General features: G+C 72.8%; 20 protein-coding genes and 1 pseudogene. 10 read left to right on the top strand and 11 right to left on the bottom strand.

Annotation, left to right across the window (positions count from 1 at the left end; all coding sequences use genetic code 11):
* Positions 1-6 precede the first annotated feature (6 nt).
* Together OG738_RS30620 and OG738_RS30615 are read right to left on the bottom strand one after the other, a co-directional pair.
* Complete coding sequence (locus OG738_RS30620; protein ID WP_329046072.1) at positions 7-1,527, bottom strand: MFS transporter; 1,521 nt, start codon at positions 1,525-1,527, stop codon at positions 7-9.
* Between the two features lie 165 nt (positions 1,528-1,692).
* On the bottom strand, positions 1,693-2,412 hold the full coding sequence (locus tag OG738_RS30615) for an SDR family NAD(P)-dependent oxidoreductase (RefSeq protein WP_329046070.1): 720 nt from the start codon (positions 2,410-2,412) through the stop codon (positions 1,693-1,695).
* Positions 2,413-2,467: 55 nt separating this feature from the next.
* Between OG738_RS30615 and OG738_RS30610 the strand changes: the two genes are divergently transcribed.
* From OG738_RS30610 to OG738_RS30600, 3 genes are all read left to right on the top strand, one after another.
* Entirely contained in the window at positions 2,468-3,016 is a 549-nt protein-coding gene (locus tag OG738_RS30610; RefSeq protein ID WP_329046067.1) for a MarR family winged helix-turn-helix transcriptional regulator, read from the top strand.
* A gap of 137 nt (positions 3,017-3,153) precedes the next feature.
* A complete protein-coding gene (locus OG738_RS30605) occupies positions 3,154-3,312 on the top strand; it encodes a hypothetical protein (RefSeq protein WP_329046065.1) in 159 nt (52 codons plus the stop codon).
* A gap of 69 nt (positions 3,313-3,381) precedes the next feature.
* Entirely contained in the window at positions 3,382-3,885 is a 504-nt protein-coding gene (locus OG738_RS30600) for a hypothetical protein (RefSeq protein WP_329046062.1), read from the top strand.
* An 84-nt stretch (positions 3,886-3,969) separates the two neighbouring features.
* On the opposite strand, the gene OG738_RS30595 is transcribed toward OG738_RS30600, so the two are convergent.
* The 4 genes and pseudogenes from OG738_RS30595 to OG738_RS30575 form a co-directional block, all read right to left on the bottom strand.
* Positions 3,970-4,263 carry a hypothetical protein gene (locus tag OG738_RS30595; RefSeq protein WP_329046059.1) on the bottom strand — a complete coding sequence of 98 codons (294 nt, stop codon included), beginning with the start codon at positions 4,261-4,263 and terminating at the stop codon, positions 3,970-3,972.
* Positions 4,264-4,303: 40 nt separating this feature from the next.
* A complete protein-coding gene (gene surE / locus OG738_RS30590) occupies positions 4,304-5,050 on the bottom strand; it encodes a 5'/3'-nucleotidase SurE (RefSeq protein ID WP_329046058.1) in 747 nt (248 codons plus the stop codon).
* Between the two features lie 30 nt (positions 5,051-5,080).
* Positions 5,081-5,486 (bottom strand): annotated as a pseudogene (locus OG738_RS44775) (mycothiol transferase).
* On the bottom strand, positions 5,483-6,934 hold the full coding sequence (locus OG738_RS30575; RefSeq protein ID WP_329046053.1) for an aromatic amino acid ammonia-lyase: 1,452 nt from the start codon (positions 6,932-6,934) through the stop codon (positions 5,483-5,485). Before OG738_RS30575 ends, OG738_RS44775 begins: the two are co-directional and overlap by 4 nt.
* 77 nt (positions 6,935-7,011) lie before the next feature.
* On the opposite strand from OG738_RS30575, the gene OG738_RS30570 reads away from it, so the two are divergent.
* Complete coding sequence (locus tag OG738_RS30570; protein WP_329046051.1) at positions 7,012-7,836, top strand: MurR/RpiR family transcriptional regulator; 825 nt, start codon at positions 7,012-7,014, stop codon at positions 7,834-7,836.
* A complete protein-coding gene (locus tag OG738_RS30565; protein ID WP_329046049.1) occupies positions 7,802-9,157 on the top strand; it encodes an MFS transporter in 1,356 nt (451 codons plus the stop codon). Before OG738_RS30570 ends, OG738_RS30565 begins: the two co-directional genes overlap by 35 nt.
* Positions 9,158-9,192: 35 nt before the next feature.
* Here the strand turns inward: OG738_RS30565 and OG738_RS30560 are convergent, their stop codons facing one another.
* Positions 9,193-10,410 carry an oxygenase MpaB family protein gene (locus OG738_RS30560; RefSeq protein ID WP_329046046.1) on the bottom strand — a complete coding sequence of 406 codons (1,218 nt, stop codon included), beginning with the start codon at positions 10,408-10,410 and terminating at the stop codon, positions 9,193-9,195.
* A gap of 130 nt (positions 10,411-10,540) precedes the next feature.
* On the opposite strand from OG738_RS30560, the gene OG738_RS30555 reads away from it, so the two are divergent.
* The 3 genes from OG738_RS30555 (at position 10,541) to OG738_RS30545 (ending at position 12,592) form a co-directional block, all read left to right on the top strand.
* Positions 10,541-11,212, top strand: coding sequence for a TetR/AcrR family transcriptional regulator (locus OG738_RS30555; RefSeq protein ID WP_329046044.1), 672 nt, complete (start codon positions 10,541-10,543; stop codon positions 11,210-11,212).
* A gap of 76 nt (positions 11,213-11,288) precedes the next feature.
* The gene (locus OG738_RS30550) at positions 11,289-11,846 is read left to right on the top strand and encodes a TetR/AcrR family transcriptional regulator (protein WP_329046042.1); all 558 of its coding nucleotides are present in this window, start codon (positions 11,289-11,291) and stop codon (positions 11,844-11,846) included.
* An 11-nt stretch (positions 11,847-11,857) separates the two neighbouring features.
* Positions 11,858-12,592 carry a cupin domain-containing protein gene (locus OG738_RS30545; RefSeq protein WP_329046040.1) on the top strand — a complete coding sequence of 245 codons (735 nt, stop codon included), beginning with the start codon at positions 11,858-11,860 and terminating at the stop codon, positions 12,590-12,592.
* On the opposite strand, the gene OG738_RS30540 is transcribed toward OG738_RS30545, so the two are convergent.
* Positions 12,589-13,473, bottom strand: a complete 885-nt coding sequence (locus tag OG738_RS30540) for an SDR family oxidoreductase (RefSeq protein WP_329046037.1) — start codon at positions 13,471-13,473, stop codon at positions 12,589-12,591. The two genes, OG738_RS30545 and OG738_RS30540, sit on opposite strands and share 4 nt — an antisense overlap.
* A 122-nt stretch (positions 13,474-13,595) precedes the next feature.
* On the opposite strand from OG738_RS30540, the gene OG738_RS30535 reads away from it, so the two are divergent.
* Complete coding sequence (locus tag OG738_RS30535) at positions 13,596-14,171, top strand: TetR/AcrR family transcriptional regulator (protein WP_329046035.1); 576 nt, start codon at positions 13,596-13,598, stop codon at positions 14,169-14,171.
* On the top strand, positions 14,168-14,929 hold the full coding sequence (locus OG738_RS30530) for an SDR family NAD(P)-dependent oxidoreductase (protein ID WP_329046033.1): 762 nt from the start codon (positions 14,168-14,170) through the stop codon (positions 14,927-14,929). The genes OG738_RS30535 and OG738_RS30530 overlap by 4 nt, the downstream gene beginning before the upstream one ends.
* Here OG738_RS30530 and OG738_RS30525 read toward each other — a convergent pair.
* From OG738_RS30525 to OG738_RS30515, 3 genes are read right to left on the bottom strand one after another with little or no spacing between them, the layout of a single operon-like run.
* Positions 14,864-15,289, bottom strand: a complete 426-nt coding sequence (locus tag OG738_RS30525; RefSeq protein WP_329046030.1) for a hypothetical protein — start codon at positions 15,287-15,289, stop codon at positions 14,864-14,866. The genes OG738_RS30530 and OG738_RS30525 overlap by 66 nt on opposite strands.
* Entirely contained in the window at positions 15,286-16,224 is a 939-nt protein-coding gene (locus OG738_RS30520) for a metallophosphoesterase family protein (protein WP_329046028.1), read from the bottom strand. The genes OG738_RS30525 and OG738_RS30520 overlap by 4 nt, the downstream gene beginning before the upstream one ends.
* Positions 16,221-16,619: a cupredoxin domain-containing protein gene (locus OG738_RS30515; RefSeq protein WP_329046025.1), complete on the bottom strand. Its 399-nt coding sequence runs from the start codon at positions 16,617-16,619 to the stop codon at positions 16,221-16,223. Before OG738_RS30515 ends, OG738_RS30520 begins: the two co-directional genes overlap by 4 nt.
* Positions 16,620-16,645 lie beyond the last annotated feature (26 nt).

Genomic DNA, 16,645 nt, shown 5'->3' with positions numbered 1-16,645 from the left:
GACCGGTTACGCGGCGGGGTCCCGGAGTCCGCCCGCCGGCTGCTGAGCAAGGGCCGCCGCGCCGAAGCCGACGAGCCGATCGGGCGCGACGACCTCGACGTCGAGCTGGCCGACACCGAGAACCGCGGCCTGCGCACGGTCTTCGCCGGCACGTTCTCGCCGCAGGTCCGCGCCGCGCTGCGCCTCGGCGACAACGCACTGGGTTCGCCGGCCGGCGACGGCTTCGCGGTGCTCGGCGTCGCCACCGGCTGCCTGCTCGAGCGGTTCGAGCGCCGGAAGCTGCTCATGACCGCCGCCGCGCCGGCACTGATCGGGTTCCCGACGGCTGTCCGCAGCACCGGTGCCGGCTTCGCCACCGCGATGAGCCGGATCGCCGGCCTCGGCCAGGTCGCCCGCGTCGCCCGGCAGCCGGGGACTCGGTAGCGCGGCGGCCACGGCGAGCGGTGGCGTGCTCCGGTGCGCCACCGTGACGTGCCCGCTGACGACCTGGCCGACCAGGATCGCCAGGACCAGCAGCAGCGGCACCTCCCACGAACCGGTGCGCGTGTAGAGCCAGCCGCAGGTCAGCACGCCGAAGCCGGCGACCAGGTAGCCCGCGCCCTGGACGACGGCGGACAACGCGGGCGAGTCGTCCGCGCTGCGGACCGAGATCGTCGTCAGGGCGAACGCGAGCGACCCCATGCCCAGCCCGGTGGCCCCGGACCACACCCAGGGCGCGGCCGCGGGGGCCAGCAGCAGGCCGGCCACCCCGACGACGTTGGGCACGGCCAGGACGACGACGAGCAGGGTCTGCTCCCGCCAGCGCCGCGTCCAGCCCGGGACCAGCCACATCATCGGGAGGCCGAGCGCCATCGACAGCGCGAGGCACGCGCCCGCGGTCGCCGGGGGGACGCCGGCGTCGCGGAGGATCCCGGGTAACCGGCCCATGACCAGGAACGTCACCGTCGAGACGAGTCCGAAGTAGACAGTCAGCGCGTACGGGCGGACCTTCACGGCCGCCGCGCGCGGCGGCCGCAGCTCGCCCGGGGTGCGCCGCCACAGCTGCTGGGCGAGCACCGCCGCGACCGCCCACAGGCCCAGGCCGACCCGCCACGACGACGACGTCACCGCGGCCGGGGTCACCAAGGCGCCCACCGTGCTGCCCAGCCCGAGCCCGAGGGGGTAGGCGGCGGAGCCCCGGGCCAGCAGCGGCAGCACGGTGCCGAGCACCGCGAGGGACAGGCACGCCAGCACCGTCCCGACCAGCAGGAGCGCCGAACCGCCCAGCACCCGCCCGGCCAGTGACGACGCCAGCCCGACCAGCGACACGGTGACGGTCCGGTGCGTGCCGACGCGGCCGTACAGCCACGGCGCCGCCCAGCCGCCGACCCCGATCGCCCAGAGCGGCAGCGCGACGAGCACGGCGGCGGTCAGGCCGCGGGCGACCGAGACGTCCGGCAGGGCGGCCCCCAGGCTCGTCACGGCCGGCCGCAGGTTCAGGGCCAGCGCGAACACCACGATCGCGGAAACGGCGGTACCACGGGACATCGCTCCTCCTCGGACTCGAGGCTCCGGAGCCCCTGGGCTCCGGGAGCAATGCTCCGCGTCACGCGGACGTCAGACATCGGTCACCTGACGGATGCGCGAAGTTCATCTCCGCGTCATCTGCAGGTGCGGATGCACAGGCGTACCCGGTTACTCCACAGTGGACGGTCAGCGGGTGGTGTGCGCACCGCCGTTGACGTGCAGCGTCTGGCCGGTGATGTGCCGCGCCCCCTCGGAAGCGAGGAAGAAAGCGGTCTCCGCGACGTCGCGGGGGTGCCCGGCCCGGCCGTTGTGGGTCGCGGCGATCAACGCTTCCCGCCGCCGTTCGGTGAGCCTGCCGCGGAAAAACTCCGTCTCGGCGATGTAGCCCGGCGAAATCAGGTTCGCGGTAAGCCCTTTCGGGCCGGCTTCCGCGGACAGCCCGGCGGTCCACGCCGCCAGTGCCGCCTTCGCCGCACCGTAGGACGAGGACGCGTATTCGGCGCCGATGGACCCGACGGTGACGATCGTGCCGCCGGGCCGCAGCTTGCCGAGCACCGCGGTCGTCGTCAGCACCGCGCTGAGCAGGTTGGCGTCCAGGTTCGCGCGCCACGCCGCGAGCACGCCCTCGAGTCCCGGCTCCCGGTCCGCGCCGAAGTCGGTGTTGCCGCCCGCGGTGTTGACGACGACGTCGAGGTCCGGGCCCAGCTCGTCGGCCAGCCGGGCGACCTGCGCGGGATCGGTGGCGTCGCACGGGATCGGCCGGACGTCGAGCTCGCCGGCCGTGCGCGCGAGCCGGTCGGCGTTCCGGCCGGTGACGACCACGGTGTCCCCGCTCGCGCGGAACCGCGCGGCGACCGCCTTGCCGAGCCCGCTCCCCCCGCCGGTGACCAGCACGATGCGACTCACGAGAAGGTCCTCCTCTGCTATGTTTAGCTCTAAACGTAGCAACGAGGGGTCGAGGGTGTCCAACGACAGCTATCCGCTGGAAGCGATCCTGCGCTGGCCCGCCGCGGACATCGCCGAGGCGTGGCAGCGCGAGCTCCCCGGCGTGCGCACGGAGTCCATCCAGGTCATCACGCCCGCCTGGCGCATCGCCAAGCTCCTCGCCGACGACCGGCGCCGGACGCTGGCGGAGCTGGGGATCGACCCGTCCACACTGGACCTGCTCAGCGTGCTCCGGCGGGCAGGGCCGCCGTACGAGCTGACGACCCGCGAAATCACGCGCCGGACCCTGGTCACCGCGGGCGCGGTCTCCCAGCGGATCGCCCGCGCCGAGCAGGCCGGGCTGGTCGCGCGGTCGCCGTCTCGGGTGTCGCGCCGCGCGGTCGCGGTCAAGCTGACCGACGCCGGGCACGCGCTGATCGAGGCGACCGTGCGCCGGCTGCTCGAGCACGAAGCGGACCTGATCGGCGGGCTGACGGGAGACGAGCGCACGACGCTCACCGGCCTGCTCGCCAAGCTGGAGGCGACCCTGCACGCGCGCACTCCCCCGTCGGGCGGGGACGGCTGACACCGCGGCGATCGTCCCGGCGGGCGCCGGAGCCGTGGCGCCGGCGGTGACCTGGGCGTACTGGCGCCGCACCCGCCAGGTGTAGCCGGGGCGTGCACCGGGTATCTCTCCCGCCAACATCGTCGGAGGGAGCTGTCATGGGTCTGCTCATCGGCCTGCTGGTGATCTGGGCTGTCCTCGCCGTGCTCGGCATCGTCATCAAGGGCCTGTTCTGGCTGATCATCGTCGGCGCGGTGCTGTTCGTCGCGACCGCCGTGATCGGATTCGTCAAGCGGGAGGCGATCAGCCGGAGGTGACATCACGGTTGGGCGCCGGAAATGGCGACTTGATCGGCGGATGACGCGGAAACGTGCTATTCGGTCTCCATGACCGAATCACCGAACTACCCGAACTATCCCGACTCCGCGGCCACGGGCCACCCTGCCGCCGCTCCGGCACGGCCCAGCACCGTTGAAGGCGCTTTCTGGGCGTTCATCGCTTCGACCGTCATCGGGCTCGTCGGCGGCTTGCTGATCTTCGGAAACCGCGGCTCGATCACCGACGCGCTGCGCAATTCGAACAGACAAAACGGCGGCGGCCTGACCGACGCGCAAATCGACCAGGCGGTGACCATCGCGATGATCACCGCGGTCGTGATCGCCGTGGTCATCGCCGCGCTGTACCTGCTGTTCGCGTTCAAGCTGCGCGCCGGCCGGAACTGGGCGCGCATCGTGCTCACGGTGCTCACCGCCCTGCAGCTGCTGTCGCTGCTGATCGGGCAGAGCACGATCGTCGGCTACGTCGGCGTGCTGGCCGCCATCGCCGGCGTGGTGATGTCGTTCCTGGCGCCGTCGAACGCCTACTTCGCAGCGGCCAAGGGCATCCGCTAGCACCGAACCCGGGCCCGCCTCACCACCGGCGGGCCCGGGTCGTCTTCCGCTTTCTTCGGGGAAGACGGCCCGGTGCCCTTCGGCTCAGCGGGTGTCCCACGGCCGGCCGGCCAGCAAGTTGGCCACCCAGCGCAGCGCGATCCCGCAGAGCGCCGCCTCGGCGCCGCGCCGGTGGGCGACCATGTCGTCGTCGCACCAGAGCATCAACGCCGTGGCGTCGGCGGCGGTCGGGGTCAGCCCGACCACCCACCGCCGGCCGCCGAGCGTGAGAGCGCGTTCGGCGGTGATCCACCGCCCGCGCGAGCCGGTCACCGTCCACGCCGACATCCGGGCGAGCTCCGCGACCGAACTCGCCCCGCTCCCGTTCCGGACGTTCATGCCGTCACTGTCGCACGGCGGGGCCGCCGGAGCCGGGACGTCACAACTCGACACCGGAGTCCTCGGCCACCGAGCGCAGCGCCGTCACCGTCGAGTACCCCTCGGCGAGCAGGCGCGCGTCACTGCCCGGGGGAAGCTCGCCCTCGACGACGGCGGCGGCGAGGGTGATCGCGCCGTCGCCGTCGTCCTCGACGCGGGTGCGGACCGCGCCGAACTCGGCCAGGCCGGCGCGGCGTGGCGGTCCGGCGTCGGCCCGGTCGGGGACGTTCAGGTTCAGCACCGTCCCGGCGGGCAGCGCGGCGAGCCGGTCGAACACCGTCGCCGCGACCGCGACCGCCGTGTCCCAGTGCGGCTCCGGCCGCGCCTGCAGCCCGACGTCGAGCGACACGGCGAGCGCGCGAACGCCGTGGAGTGACGCGGTCAACGCCGCTCCGACGGTGCCCGAATGCAGCACCGCGCGCCCGACGTTCGCCCCGAGGTTCACCCCGGACAGCACGACGTCCGGCGGCTCGCCGAACGCTCCCTGCGCGGCGGCCAGCACGATGAGCGCGGGGTGCGCGGCGACGGCGTACCCGGGCACGCCGCGCAGGCCCGGCAGCTCCCGCCGCTCGACCGCCACCCGGCCGTCGCTTCCGGCCGCCGACAGGCCCGCGCTCGTCCCGCTGGCCTCCTCGGCGGGCGCGGCGACGACGACCGTCCAGCCGTGCGCGACCACGCCGCGGGCGAGCGCCGCCAGCCCCGGGGAGCCGATGCCGTCGTCGTTCGTGATCAGGGCCCGGATCGTCATACCGGCGGCATACCCCGCGCCCGGCGTTTCCTACCGGCCCGTGCTGCCGTCGATCAGCTCGCGCAGGATGTCGGCGTGGCCGGCGTCCGGTCTCCTCGATCAGGTGGACCAGCGCCCAGCGCATCAACGGCGGCGTGCCGTCCGGGCGGGCCACCGGCTCGGTCAGGTCGGTGCACGCGTCGATGACCTCGTTCGCTTCGGCAACGGCCACGCGGTAGCCGGCCAGTACCGAAGCGACTGTCTCTTGTGGACGCGGCCGGAAAGCTCGGCCTGGCGCTGGTCCTCGTCTGGGTCGGTGTGAAGATGCTGCTGCTGGAGATCTGGAAGATCCCGACGGGCCTGTCCCTGGGCGTGGCCGGCCTGGTCCTCGCGACTTCGGTCGTCGCCAGCCTGCTGCGGACGCGCACCGCCGTCCGCTCCTCGTAACAGGTCTCAGAGCACCGCCAGCCGGTCCAGCAGGCGCTCCGCCTGCTTGATCTCGGCGCTGAGCGGGTGATCTTCCGGGATGTGCGGGAGGCCGCCGTCGGCGAGGCGGAACGCTTCCCGCAGCGGCGTTTCCGGCAGCCGCATCCCCGACAGCCGCAGCGCGCGGACCGCGCCGAGCAGCTCGCACGCCAGCACCGTCCGGTACGCGGCGGTCGCGGCGACCGTGCTGCGGACGGCGTGCGTCGAGAAGCTCGCGTGGTCCTCCAGCCCGCGGGAGATCACGGCGGTCCCGAGCGTGACCGGCGACGCCGCGTGCCGCAGCGTGCCCAGCGCATCGTGGGCGACGTACTCCAGGATCATGATCCCCGAGCTGCCCGCCGGCCCCTCGGCGAGGAACGGCGGCAGGCCGCTCAGGTCCGGCTCCACCAGGTCGCCCAGCCGCGCGGTCGACAGCTCGGCGACGTGGTGCAGCGCCGCGCGCAGGTGGTCGAACGCCAGCGCGACGTGCGCGGTGGAGAACTGGCCGTGGTGGTAGGCCTGCTCGGTCTCGACGTCGATCAGCGGGTTCTCCGCCGCGGCGTTGAGGTCGATGGCCAGCACGCGTTCGACGGCGGCCGCGGCGTCCAGCGCCGGGCCCTGCACCTGCGGGAACGCGCGCAACCCGAACGGGTCCTGCAGCCGGCGCCCCTCGGGCAGGTCGTCGGCCGCGGTGAGCAGGCGCCGCATCTCGGCGGCGCACCGGACGGCACCCGGGTGCGGACGCGCGGCGTGGACGCGTTCCGAGTACGCCTCGGCCGAGCCGCCGAGCGCGCAGAACGTCAGCGCCGTGACGACGTGACTCGCGGCGAGCAGCCGGCTCAGGTCGTGCCAGGCCAGCACGGCCTCGCCGAGCGTGGCGGCGTTGCTGGAGATGAACGCGAGCGCGTCGCCCGGGCTGATCGCGACCGGGTCGAGGTCGCCGGCCGCCCACGGCAGCTCCCCCGCGAGCGTCAGTGCGATCTCCGCGAGCTGGGCGAGGTCGCCGGTGCCGATGGCGCCGCGCGAGTGGACGTGCGGGAGCGCGCCGACGCGCAACGCCGTCTGCAGCGCGTCCAGCAGCCGCGGGTGCACGCCGCTGCCGCCGGCGGCGAGCTGGTTGAGGCGGATGGCCATCACGGCGCGCACGGCGTCGTCGGGCAGCGGCTCGCCGGTGCCGCCCGCGTGGCTGCGCAGCAGGCGCAGGCCGTGGTGGTCGGCCGACTCCGGGTCGACGACGGTGTGCCGGTTCGCGCCGACCCCGGTCGTGCGGCCGTAGACCGCGCGCTTGGCGCCCAGCTCGACGGCCAGCCGGTAGCTCGCCTCCGCCCTGGTCACGGCGTCGGGAGCCAGCTCCGTCCAGGCGCTGCGCCGGGCCACGCGCACCACGTCGGCGCAGCGGAGGCCGGTCCCGCTGATCTCGATGCGGTTGGTGTCGGTCATCGCCACCCCTCTTGACAAGTTTTCATTCATTCCTAAGGTGACATGAAACTATTCATTCGCACAAGGACGGAGACAGCGTGTCCCGGTCGCTGCACGAGCTGCTCACCGCGCACCGGCTGACCCCAGCACAGCGGCGCATCGCCAGCTACCTCGCCGACCACGCGGCCGAGGCCGTGGCGCTCACCAGCGCCGAGCTCGCCGAGTACGCGCAGGCCAGCCAGCCGTCGGTCACCCGGTTCGTCGCCTTGCTCGGGTTCGACGGCTACGCCGGGTTCCGACGCTACCTGCGCGAGGCCGCGGCCGAGCCGGAGCCCGACCGCGGCGGCAACAAGTTCCAGGACGCCATCGACGCGGACGTCCGGAACCTCACGGCGTTGCGGACGCAGCTGGCCGACGACACCCGGCTGCGGACGCTCGCGGCGGGCCTGATGGAGTCCGTCCCGCTCGTCGTGACGGGCTACCGCGTCTCCGCGGCCCAGGCCGCCGCTTTCGCCTACCTGGCCACGAAGATCCACCCGGACGTCCGGCTGCTGACCGACTCCGGCAGCGTCTTCGGCGATTCCCTGCGCCACGCCCACCGGTGTGGCGCGCGGACGCTGGTCCTGGTCGCGCTCCCCCGCTACCCGCGGGAAAGCGCCGCCGCGCTCGCGCAGGCCCGCGCGCTGGGCCTGCGCACCCTCCTGATCACGGACCGGCCCGTCACGGCGCTCACCCCGCTCGCCGACGACGTGCTGAGCGCGGGTGTCGCGTCGGAGTTCGTGTTCGACTCCCACGCCGCGGTCGTCTCGCTGACCGTGGCGCTGGTCGAGGCGATGGCCGACGCGGCCGGCGCCACGGCCCGGCAACGACTGGAAGGCTTCGAAGACTATGCCGCAGAGCAAGACCTCTTCCTCCCCGAGTGACCAAGAGGCGGTCTCTTCTTCGGAAAACACCGCGTTCGACGACGTCCCCCTCAACCGGTTCCACCTGCGCATCACGGCGCTGACGTTCTGCGCCAACTACTCCGACGGCTACGAGCTGGGCATCATCAGCATCGCCCTGCCGGTGATCGCCTCCTCGCTGGGTTTCGGCGCGGTGTGGGAGGGCCTGCTCGGCGCGTCGGCGCTGATCGGGATCTTCCTCGGCAGCGTGCTGGTCGGCTGGGCGGCGGACAAGATCGGCCGGCAGCGACTGTACACTGTGGACTTCCTGCTGATCGCCGTCGCGTCGGCCGCCGAGTTCTTCGTCCAGGATCCCGTGCAGTTGTTCGTCTTGCGGCTCTTGATCGGCATCGGCATCGGCGCCGACTACGCGCTCGGGCCGACGCTCGTCGCGGAGTTCGTGCCCCGCAAGTACCGCGGCGGGTTGCTGGCTTCGCTGACCGTGTTGTGGACCGTCGGGTACGTCGCGGCGTTCTTCCTCGGCAACTACCTGGTTTCGCTGGGTGGCGACTCGTGGCGCTGGCTGCTGGCGACGAGCTGCGTCCCGGCGATCGCCGTGGTGCTGCTGCGCATCGGCGTCCCGGAGTCCCCGCGCTGGCTGCTCACGCAGGGCCGCCTCGACCAGGCCCGCGCGGTGGTGCGCCGGCTGCGCGGCGACGAAGCGGCGTTCGACCAGCTGGTGGCCACTCACCGCCCGGAGCGGCGCGCGAGGTACCGCGAGCTGTTCGGCAAGCAGTACCGCCGCGCCACGGCGTTCGGCGCCATCTTCTACAACGCCCAGGTCATCCCCTACTTCGCGATCTACACGTTCCTGCCGCTGGTGCTGCTCAAGATCGGCATCGGCGAGGAGGACACCACCAGCGACGGCCTGCTGAACCTGTTCCTGCTGCTGGGCAGCCTCGGCGGCCTGTGGCTGGTGGCGAAGATGACCCGCCGCGGCCTGACGATCTGGTCGTTCGCGGTGCTGATCGCGTCGATGGCCCCGATGGCGGTCTGGCCGGACGCCCCGACGGCCCTGTTGTTCCCGCTGTTCCTGGTCTTCACGTTCACCATGTCGGCGGCGGTCAACCTCGACCAGGTGTACCCGCCGGAGCTGTTCCCCACGGACCTGCGCAGCTCGGGCGTGGGGCTGCTGAACGGGTTGAGCCGCATCGGCTCGGCAATCGGCACGTTCCTGCTGCCACTCGCGTTGGACGGGATCGGGTTTTCCCCGACGATGCTGATCCTGACGCTCGTCCTCGTCGTGGGGCTCGTGGTGTCGGTGAAGTGGGCCCCGGAGACGAAGAACTCGATGCTGGACTGACGAACCCGGGGCCGCCGGACCGGCGGCCCCGGGACTCAGGACGGGCGGTTCGCCTCGGGGATCTCGATGCTGATCGGCTTGCCCTCGGACAGGAACAGCAACGCCGCCTGGCGGAGGAGCTCGTCGAAGGTCCAGTACGCCGCCGGGGCCAGCGGGAACGGCAGCAGCCCCTCGCGGACGGCGATGAACGGGCCCCACCCTGCGTCCAGCAGCGGGTCCCAGACCGGCTCGCGGGGGATGCGCAGCCAGTCCGCGACCCGGTCGCCCAGCATGAACCGGGTGAACGCGCCCAGGACGTGGGTGCTGAGCACGCCACCGTCCACAGTGGACCCCAGGTTGAGCAGGATGTCGGCCAGGGCGATGCCCTCGTCCGTCGGCGCCAGCACCGGCGTCAGGATCTGCTCGGCCTGGACGTTCGCTTCCGCCCACGACGCCGGGATGTACTCGTCCATGATGCCGAGCAGGTGCGCGGTCAGCTGCCAGGAGTGCAGGAACCCGGCGGACTCCGCCGCCGGGATCGGCACCTCCCACGAGGTCAGCTTCCCCAGCACCGTCGTCGGCAGGCTGTGCCACGTGACGAGCAGGTCGCGCTGGCTGATCGGCGCCGTCTGGTCGGCGGTGCCGGTCCACTGCGGCGACCGCGGCAGGAGGTGGCGGACGGCGGCGTGCACCAGCCGGGTCTTCACGCACGTCACGATCATCTCGCCGTCGGGTTCGAAGGCGGTGCGCGTCATGACGTCGTAGCCGAGCTTGGCGGTCTTGGAGATGCGGTCCTTCATGGCTGCGCCGCCCTTGGACCAGTACACCGCGCGCGCCTCGTGCGGGATGACCGTGCTCATCATCCCGCTGGCCAGGCCGTACAGCACGCCGAGGTAGAGCCCGCGCTTCTCGGTGAACGCGAACGACGACGCGAGCTTGCCCCGGTCCATCCAGGACGGCAGCTGCCGCGCCCGCTCGACGAAGTCCCGCACGTCGGCGGGCAGGCCGTCCGGCAGGGCCTGGCCGTTCTTCTGCCACGTCCGCAGCAGCGCGTTCACCGTGGGCACGTCCCCGCGGTCGATGACCGACGCGAGCAGCGCGTCGGCCTCCGGGTCCCACACCCACCGGGGATCCGCGCCGGCCCCGGTGCGGGCGACCGACGCCGCCGCCGGCCACGTCCACAACGCCGGCGACGCCACGGTCACCGCGCCCAGCGCGCCCAGCGCCCCGCCGCGCTTCAACGCGAGCCGCCGGCTGACTTCGTCCTTGGCCATCGCTTCTCCTCCGGAGCCGAGATCAACACTGATGCTCTGACAATGTGGATACGGTGATACGCGACTTGCCTCTTTGTATCAGAGCATGATGTGCTGACCCCCGCAAGACCTGGGCTGGAAGGATCAGAAGATGCCTGTGGAACCCGTGGCGTCGCCGTTCACCGCCGCGCCGGGCGCGGAGTCGTTGCTGGAGCGCGCGTACGTCGACGCCGTCGAGCAGGTCGGCGACGCCGACGAAATCCGCGTCCGCCTCCTCGACGCGGCCTACGAGCAGTTCTGCCGGATGGGCATCCAGCGGTCCACGATGGAGGACGTCGCCAAGCGCGCCGGGCTCTCGCGCATCACGGTCTACCGGCGGTTCGCGACGAAGGACACGCTCGTCGAGCACGTCGTGCGCCGCGAGTACCGCCGCTACTTCGACCGCTTCCTGATCGAGATCAAGCAGGCCGAGACGGTCGCCGACCGGGTCGTGCTCGGCTTCGTCAGCTCGCTGCGCGCCATCCGGGCCAACCCGCTGATCGGCGGCCTGATTGCCGCCGAGCCGGGGCTGCTCGCGTCGTCGATGATCACCGACGACGGGCGGACGCTGGCCACCGTGCGGGAGTTCGTGGCCGGCCAGCTCCGGCACGAGCAGCACGCGGGGAACGTGCGCGCCGAGCTGGACGCCGACGTCGTGGCCGAGCTGATGGTCCGGGTGTCCGGCTCCTTCCTCGCCATCCCCAGCCACGTCATCGACCTCGACGACGAGGCGCAGCTGGCCGCGCTGGCCCGCCGCTACCTCGTCCCCCTGCTCGACGCCTGAGCGACCGCCCGTACGCGGAGCCGTCACAGGCGAAAGTCCCTGGCGGCTGTACCTACTAGTATGTACAGTGCTCGGCGTGGACACCAGGGACCAGCTCATCGACAGCACGCGGGCGCTGCTGTGGGAACGCGGCTACGTGGGCACCAGCCCCAAGGCCATCCAGCAGCACGCCGGCGCCGGCCAGGGCAGCATGTACCACCACTTTTCCGGCAAGCGGGAGCTGGCGCTGGAAGCCGTGCGCCGCAGCGCGGACGAGCTGCTGGCCGCCGCCGAGGCGCAGCTGCGCGCGCCCGGGACGGCCGTCGAGCGGATCACGGCTTACCTGCGTCGTGAGCGCGAAGTGCTCAAGGGGTGCCCGATCGGACGGCTGACGCAGGACCCCGAGATCGTCGCCGACCCGGAGCTGCGTGCCCCGGTCGACCGGACCCTGACGCGCCTGCGGGCGCGGCTGGCCGAAGTCCTCGACGAAGGCCGCGCCGCGGGTGAACTGCCCGCCGAGCTGGACACCGCCGCCCTGGCCGCCACCGTCGTCGCCGTCCTGCAGGGCGGCTACGTGCTGGCGCGTGCCGCGAACGCGCCCGAACCGTTCGACCAGGCCGTTTCCGGCGTCCTGGCCTTGCTTTCCGCCTACTGAGGGAGTCTTTCGTGCACGTCCGTCCCGTTCCCGCGGCCGGCATCGCCGCGCCCGCCGACGCGATCACCGGCAGCGCCTGGGTCACGTCGCTCGCCGTCCCCGAAGGCCCGTCGCGGACCCAGGTCGACCGCGTGCAGTTCGCGCCCGGCGCCCGCACGCGCTGGCACCGGCACCCGCTCGGCCAGGTCCTCGTCGTCACCGAGGGCACGGGGTACGTGCAGCGGCGCGGCGGGCCGGCCCAGCTGGTCCGGCCCGGCGACACGGTCCGCGTCGCCGCCGGCGAGTGGCACTGGCACGGCGCGACGGACACCTCGCCGATGACGCACCTGGCCATCGAAGAGATCCCGGACGACGGCGCTGTCACGGAGATCGGCGACCCGGTCGCGGGCGGCGAACCCGCGGCCGTCCCCGAAGCTCCGGTGACCCGGACTTTGGTGCTGGCGCAGCACCTTCCGGCCCCCCGCGTGGTCGACCACGTCGAGATCCGCCGCATCACCATCGCGCCCGGCCACGGCTCCGGCCTGCACGTCCACAATGGACCGGTGTTCGGCAGCGTCGAGACCGGTTCGGCGGTCTACCAGATCGAGGGCGAACCCGAGTCGCTGCTGCGCCCCGGCGACGTGTTCTACGAGCCGGAAGCGGTGCGGATCGCGCGCTTCGACGCGCAGGAGGACGGCGTCACGTTCATCGCCCACTTCCCGGTGGGGCCGGACGAAACCCCGCGTATCGACCCGCTCGACAGCTAAGCCGGCACGGTGAAGTAGTCGCCGGTTTCCAGGTCTTCGAGCAGACCCGGGTGCGTGGGCTCCCAGCCGAGCAGCCGCCGCGTTCCGGCGCCGGAAACCGGCCCGTCGAAGCCGAACACCCGGGCCATGAACGGGCTGGGAAAGTGCGTCGCCGCCGCCTCCGGCGTGAGCGACACCGTGGGCACGCCGAGCTTCCGGGCGATCGTCTCCGCGACGCTCTTCAGCGTCACGGTCTCGGCCACGCCGTGCAGCACGCTGCCGGTGGGGGCCTGCTCGAGGGCCAGGCGGAACAGGACCGCCGCGTCGCGCCGGTGCACCGCGGGCCAGCGGTTGCCGCCGTCGCCGACGTGAGCCGACCGGCCCGTCCGGCGCGCCGTGGCGATCAGCATCGGGACGAAGCCGTGGTCGCGCGGGCCGTGGACGGTCGGCGCGAGCCGGACCACGCTACCGCCGAAGTCCAGGCAGGCCCGTTCGCCCGGGATGCGGAAGGCGGCCATCCCGTCGTGGTCGGGTTCGTCCCGCTCGGTGGTCTCCCGCCCGGCGGGCAGGACCAGCGTGCCCGACGTGCTGACGAACGGCTTGCCCGCCAGCGCCCGGCCGAGCGCGTCGATCGCGGCCGTGTCGCGCCGGGTCATGGCGTCCGGGTCGGCGAAGTCGCCGCCGAACGCCATGTGCAGGACGCCGTCGGCGGCCTCGGCTCCGCGACGCAGGGCGTCGAGGTCCTCGAGGGAGCCGGGGTGTGCGGTGGCGCCGAGCGACTCCAGCCGGGCGGCAGCGGCGTCCGACCGCGCGAGGCCGGTGACGGTGTGACCCGCGGAAAGGAGTTCGGCGACGACGGCGGGCCCGGTCTGGCCGGAGCCACCGGTGACGAAGACATGCATGGGTTCTCCTGCTTAACGCCAGTGACTGGCACTACTTAGCGCCAGTCGCTGACCTTACGCTGCGCGCCACCCGCGAGCACAAGGTGACGCCAGTCACTGGCGGAATGCGGTAGCCTCGGCCGGTGCCACGGAGCGGAGCGGACGCGCGGCGCCGCCTTCAGCAGGCGGCGCTCGAGCTGTACGCAGAACACGGGTTCGACCGGACGACCACCGCCGAGATCGCCGCGCGGGCCGGACTCAACGAGCGCACGTACTTCCGGCACTTCCCGGACAAGCGCGAAGTCCTCTTCGACGGCGAAGCCGACCTGCGCGACACGATGACGCACGAAGTCGCCGAAGCACCCGACGGCCTGACGCCGTACGAAGTCCTGCTGCGCGCCTTCCGGAAAGCCGCACGGATCCTCGAAGCCCACCGCCCGTTCTCCGAGCCCCGGCTGGCGATCATCGCCGCGACCCCGGCGCTGCGGGAACGCGAGCTGGCCAAGCACGCCTCGCTCACCGACGCGCTCGCCGAGGCGCTGCGACGACGCGGCGTCCCAGCCGGGCCGGCGGCCCTGGCCGCGCACACCGGCTGGGCCACCTTCCACCACGCGGCCCAGGCCTGGCTCGACGACCCGGCGCGGAGCCTGGACGTCCACCTCTCCCGGGCGTTCGACGACCTGCGGGCCCTGTCCGCACCTCCAGGAGACGAGCGATGACCAAAGGCGTCCTGGTCACGGGCGGTTCGCGCGGCATCGGCCGGGCGACCGCCGCGGCGTTCGCGGCCCGCGGGTACCGCGTGGCCGTCCACTACGCGACCCGGCGCGACGACGCCGAGACGACGATGCGCGAGCTGACCGGGTCCGGGCACACCTGCATCGGGGGCGACCTCGGTGACCCGGCCGTGGCACGCCAGGTCGTCGACGAGGCCGTCGCAGCGCTCGGCCGGGTCGACGTCCTGGTCAACAACGCCGCCCAGGCCCCGACCGACCGGTCCCGCCACGCCGTCGCCGAAGTCGGCTACGACCAGTGGGTGGCGGTCTGGCGGCGCACGGTCGAGGTCAACCTGCTCGGTGCCGCGAACGTCACGTGGGCGGTCGCGCGGCACCTGATCGAGCACGGCCGCCCGGGCAGCGTCGTCAACGTCGGCTCGCGCGGCGCGTTCCGCGGCGAACCCGAGCACCCGGCGTACGGCGCGAGCAAGGCGGCCCTGCAGGCGTTCGGCCAGTCGATGGCGATCGCCCTGGCACCACACGGGATTTCGGTGACGTCGGTGGCGCCGGGGTTCGTCGCGACCGAGCGCCAGGAGTCCGCCCTGGCCGGCCCGCGCGGTGAAGCGCTGCGAGAGCAGAGCCCGTTCGGCCGGGTGGGCACCGCCGAGGAGGTGGCCGCGGCGATCGTCCACCTCGCCTCACCCGAGGCGGCCTGGAGCTCCGGCGCCGTCCTCGACGTCAACGGCGCCTCGTACCTGCGCTGAGCCGCGGGCGCGCACGAGCGTGACCGCGACCAGGACCAGCACCGCCACCTCGGCCAGGACGCTCAGCAAGGCTTCCGGCGCGGGCTCGAAACCCCGTTCGGAGAAGCCGAACAACCCGGTCGTCCGCGACAGCACGAAGCCCGCCAAGGCACCCGCCGCCAGCGCGGCGGCCGCCGGCCGCAGCAGGAGCGGGCCGCCCGCGGCGACCAGCACCGCCACCGCGAACGCCGCCGAAGCCTGGGCCAGGAACGACGGCCCGATCACCGGGATCACCCGGTACCCGCCGACGTACAGTTCGGCGTGGAGGTAGCCACTCGCCGCGAGGCACACCGCCGTCGCGATCCGCAGGAAGGCGTTCATGCCAGCTTCACGTCCTTCACGGCCAGGCCCGGCTGTCCGGGCCGGTACGCCACTTCGCGGATGCCGAGCGCGTCCTTGAGCTTGCCCGCGGGCAGCGTCACCGGGGTCGGTGCCGGCCGGGATCCCGGCTGCGGCAAGGGATAGGCCGTCGTCGTCGCGCTGTGGAAGGTGATGTTCCCCTCGGTCTTGGTGAACAGCTGGTGGACGTGCCCGTTGAGGCACGTCACCGACGAGAACCGGCGCAGGTAGGACAGCGCCTGGACCGCGTCGTCGGTGCCCCAGCCCCACGCCGGGTACATCGCGAAGAGCGGGATGTGGCTGAACACCACGATCGGCGTGTCCGAACCGAGGTTCGCGACGTCCTTGCGCACGAAGTCCAGCTGGTCCGGCCCCAGGTGCCCGAGCTTCTCCAGGCTGAGCGTGTTCACCAGCGCGATGAAGTGGACGCCCTTGACGTCGAAGCTGTACCAGCCGTCGCCGGCCGTGCCGGCGCCGAACGCCCGGCGGTACTTCTGCCCCGCGTCGTCGATCGAGTCGTGCTCGCCGGGCACCGTGGAGACGTGCCCGGTGTCGAGCGTGCCCAGCATCTGCTTGACCTGGTCGAACTGGGCCGGGGTGGCGAGGTGGGTCAGGTCGCCGGTGTGCATGACGAAGTCCGGGCGGTACCCGAGGCCGTTGATCTGCGTCAGCGCCTCGGAGAACGACGACTCGACGGCGGTGTTGGCGGGTCCGGTGAACCCGAGGTGGCTGTCGCTGACCTGGACGAACCGCAGCGCGTTCGGGTCGTCGCCGGCGACGGCTGCACCCGGTGCGGCGATCCGGCTGAGCACCTCGCCGCCGCTGACCGTCAGCACCACCGCCGCGCCGAACCACGCGGTGTGGCGCAGCAGCTGGCGCCGGGTCATGCCCCCGGGACCGGGGTCTTCTTCGGTCACGGCGTCACCGTCACGGTGGCGGTCATGAACGGGTGGATCGTGCACAGGTACTCGAAGGTGCCCGCCGTCGTGAACGTGTACCGGTAGGACTGTCCGGTTTGGAGGGTCGGGGATCGCAGCGGGCCGCCGGATCCGGTACTGGTGACGGTGTGCGCGTCCTGGTCCTGGTTGGTCCAGGTGACGGTGGTGCCCTTCTTCACGGTCGTCGCCGCGGGCGCGAACGCGAAGTCCTTGATGGCGACGGCGTTCGCCGTGGAGTTCGCGGCCGCGCTCGGCGGGGCCGTGCCGGTCATGCCGGGCATCGACGACGGGGGCGCGGCGGGTGCGGCGGGCGGCGACGCGGCACAGGCGGAGAGTGCCAGCGCCGCCGCCGTCACGAGCAGAAAGTGTTTCACCCCAACGGAATTCCTCATGCTCAGGA

The organism is Amycolatopsis sp. NBC_01488 (assembly GCF_036227105.1).
In the GTDB taxonomy this organism is placed as follows: domain Bacteria; phylum Actinomycetota; class Actinomycetes; order Mycobacteriales; family Pseudonocardiaceae; genus Amycolatopsis.
This window is presented reverse-complemented; position numbering and strand designations above follow the sequence as displayed.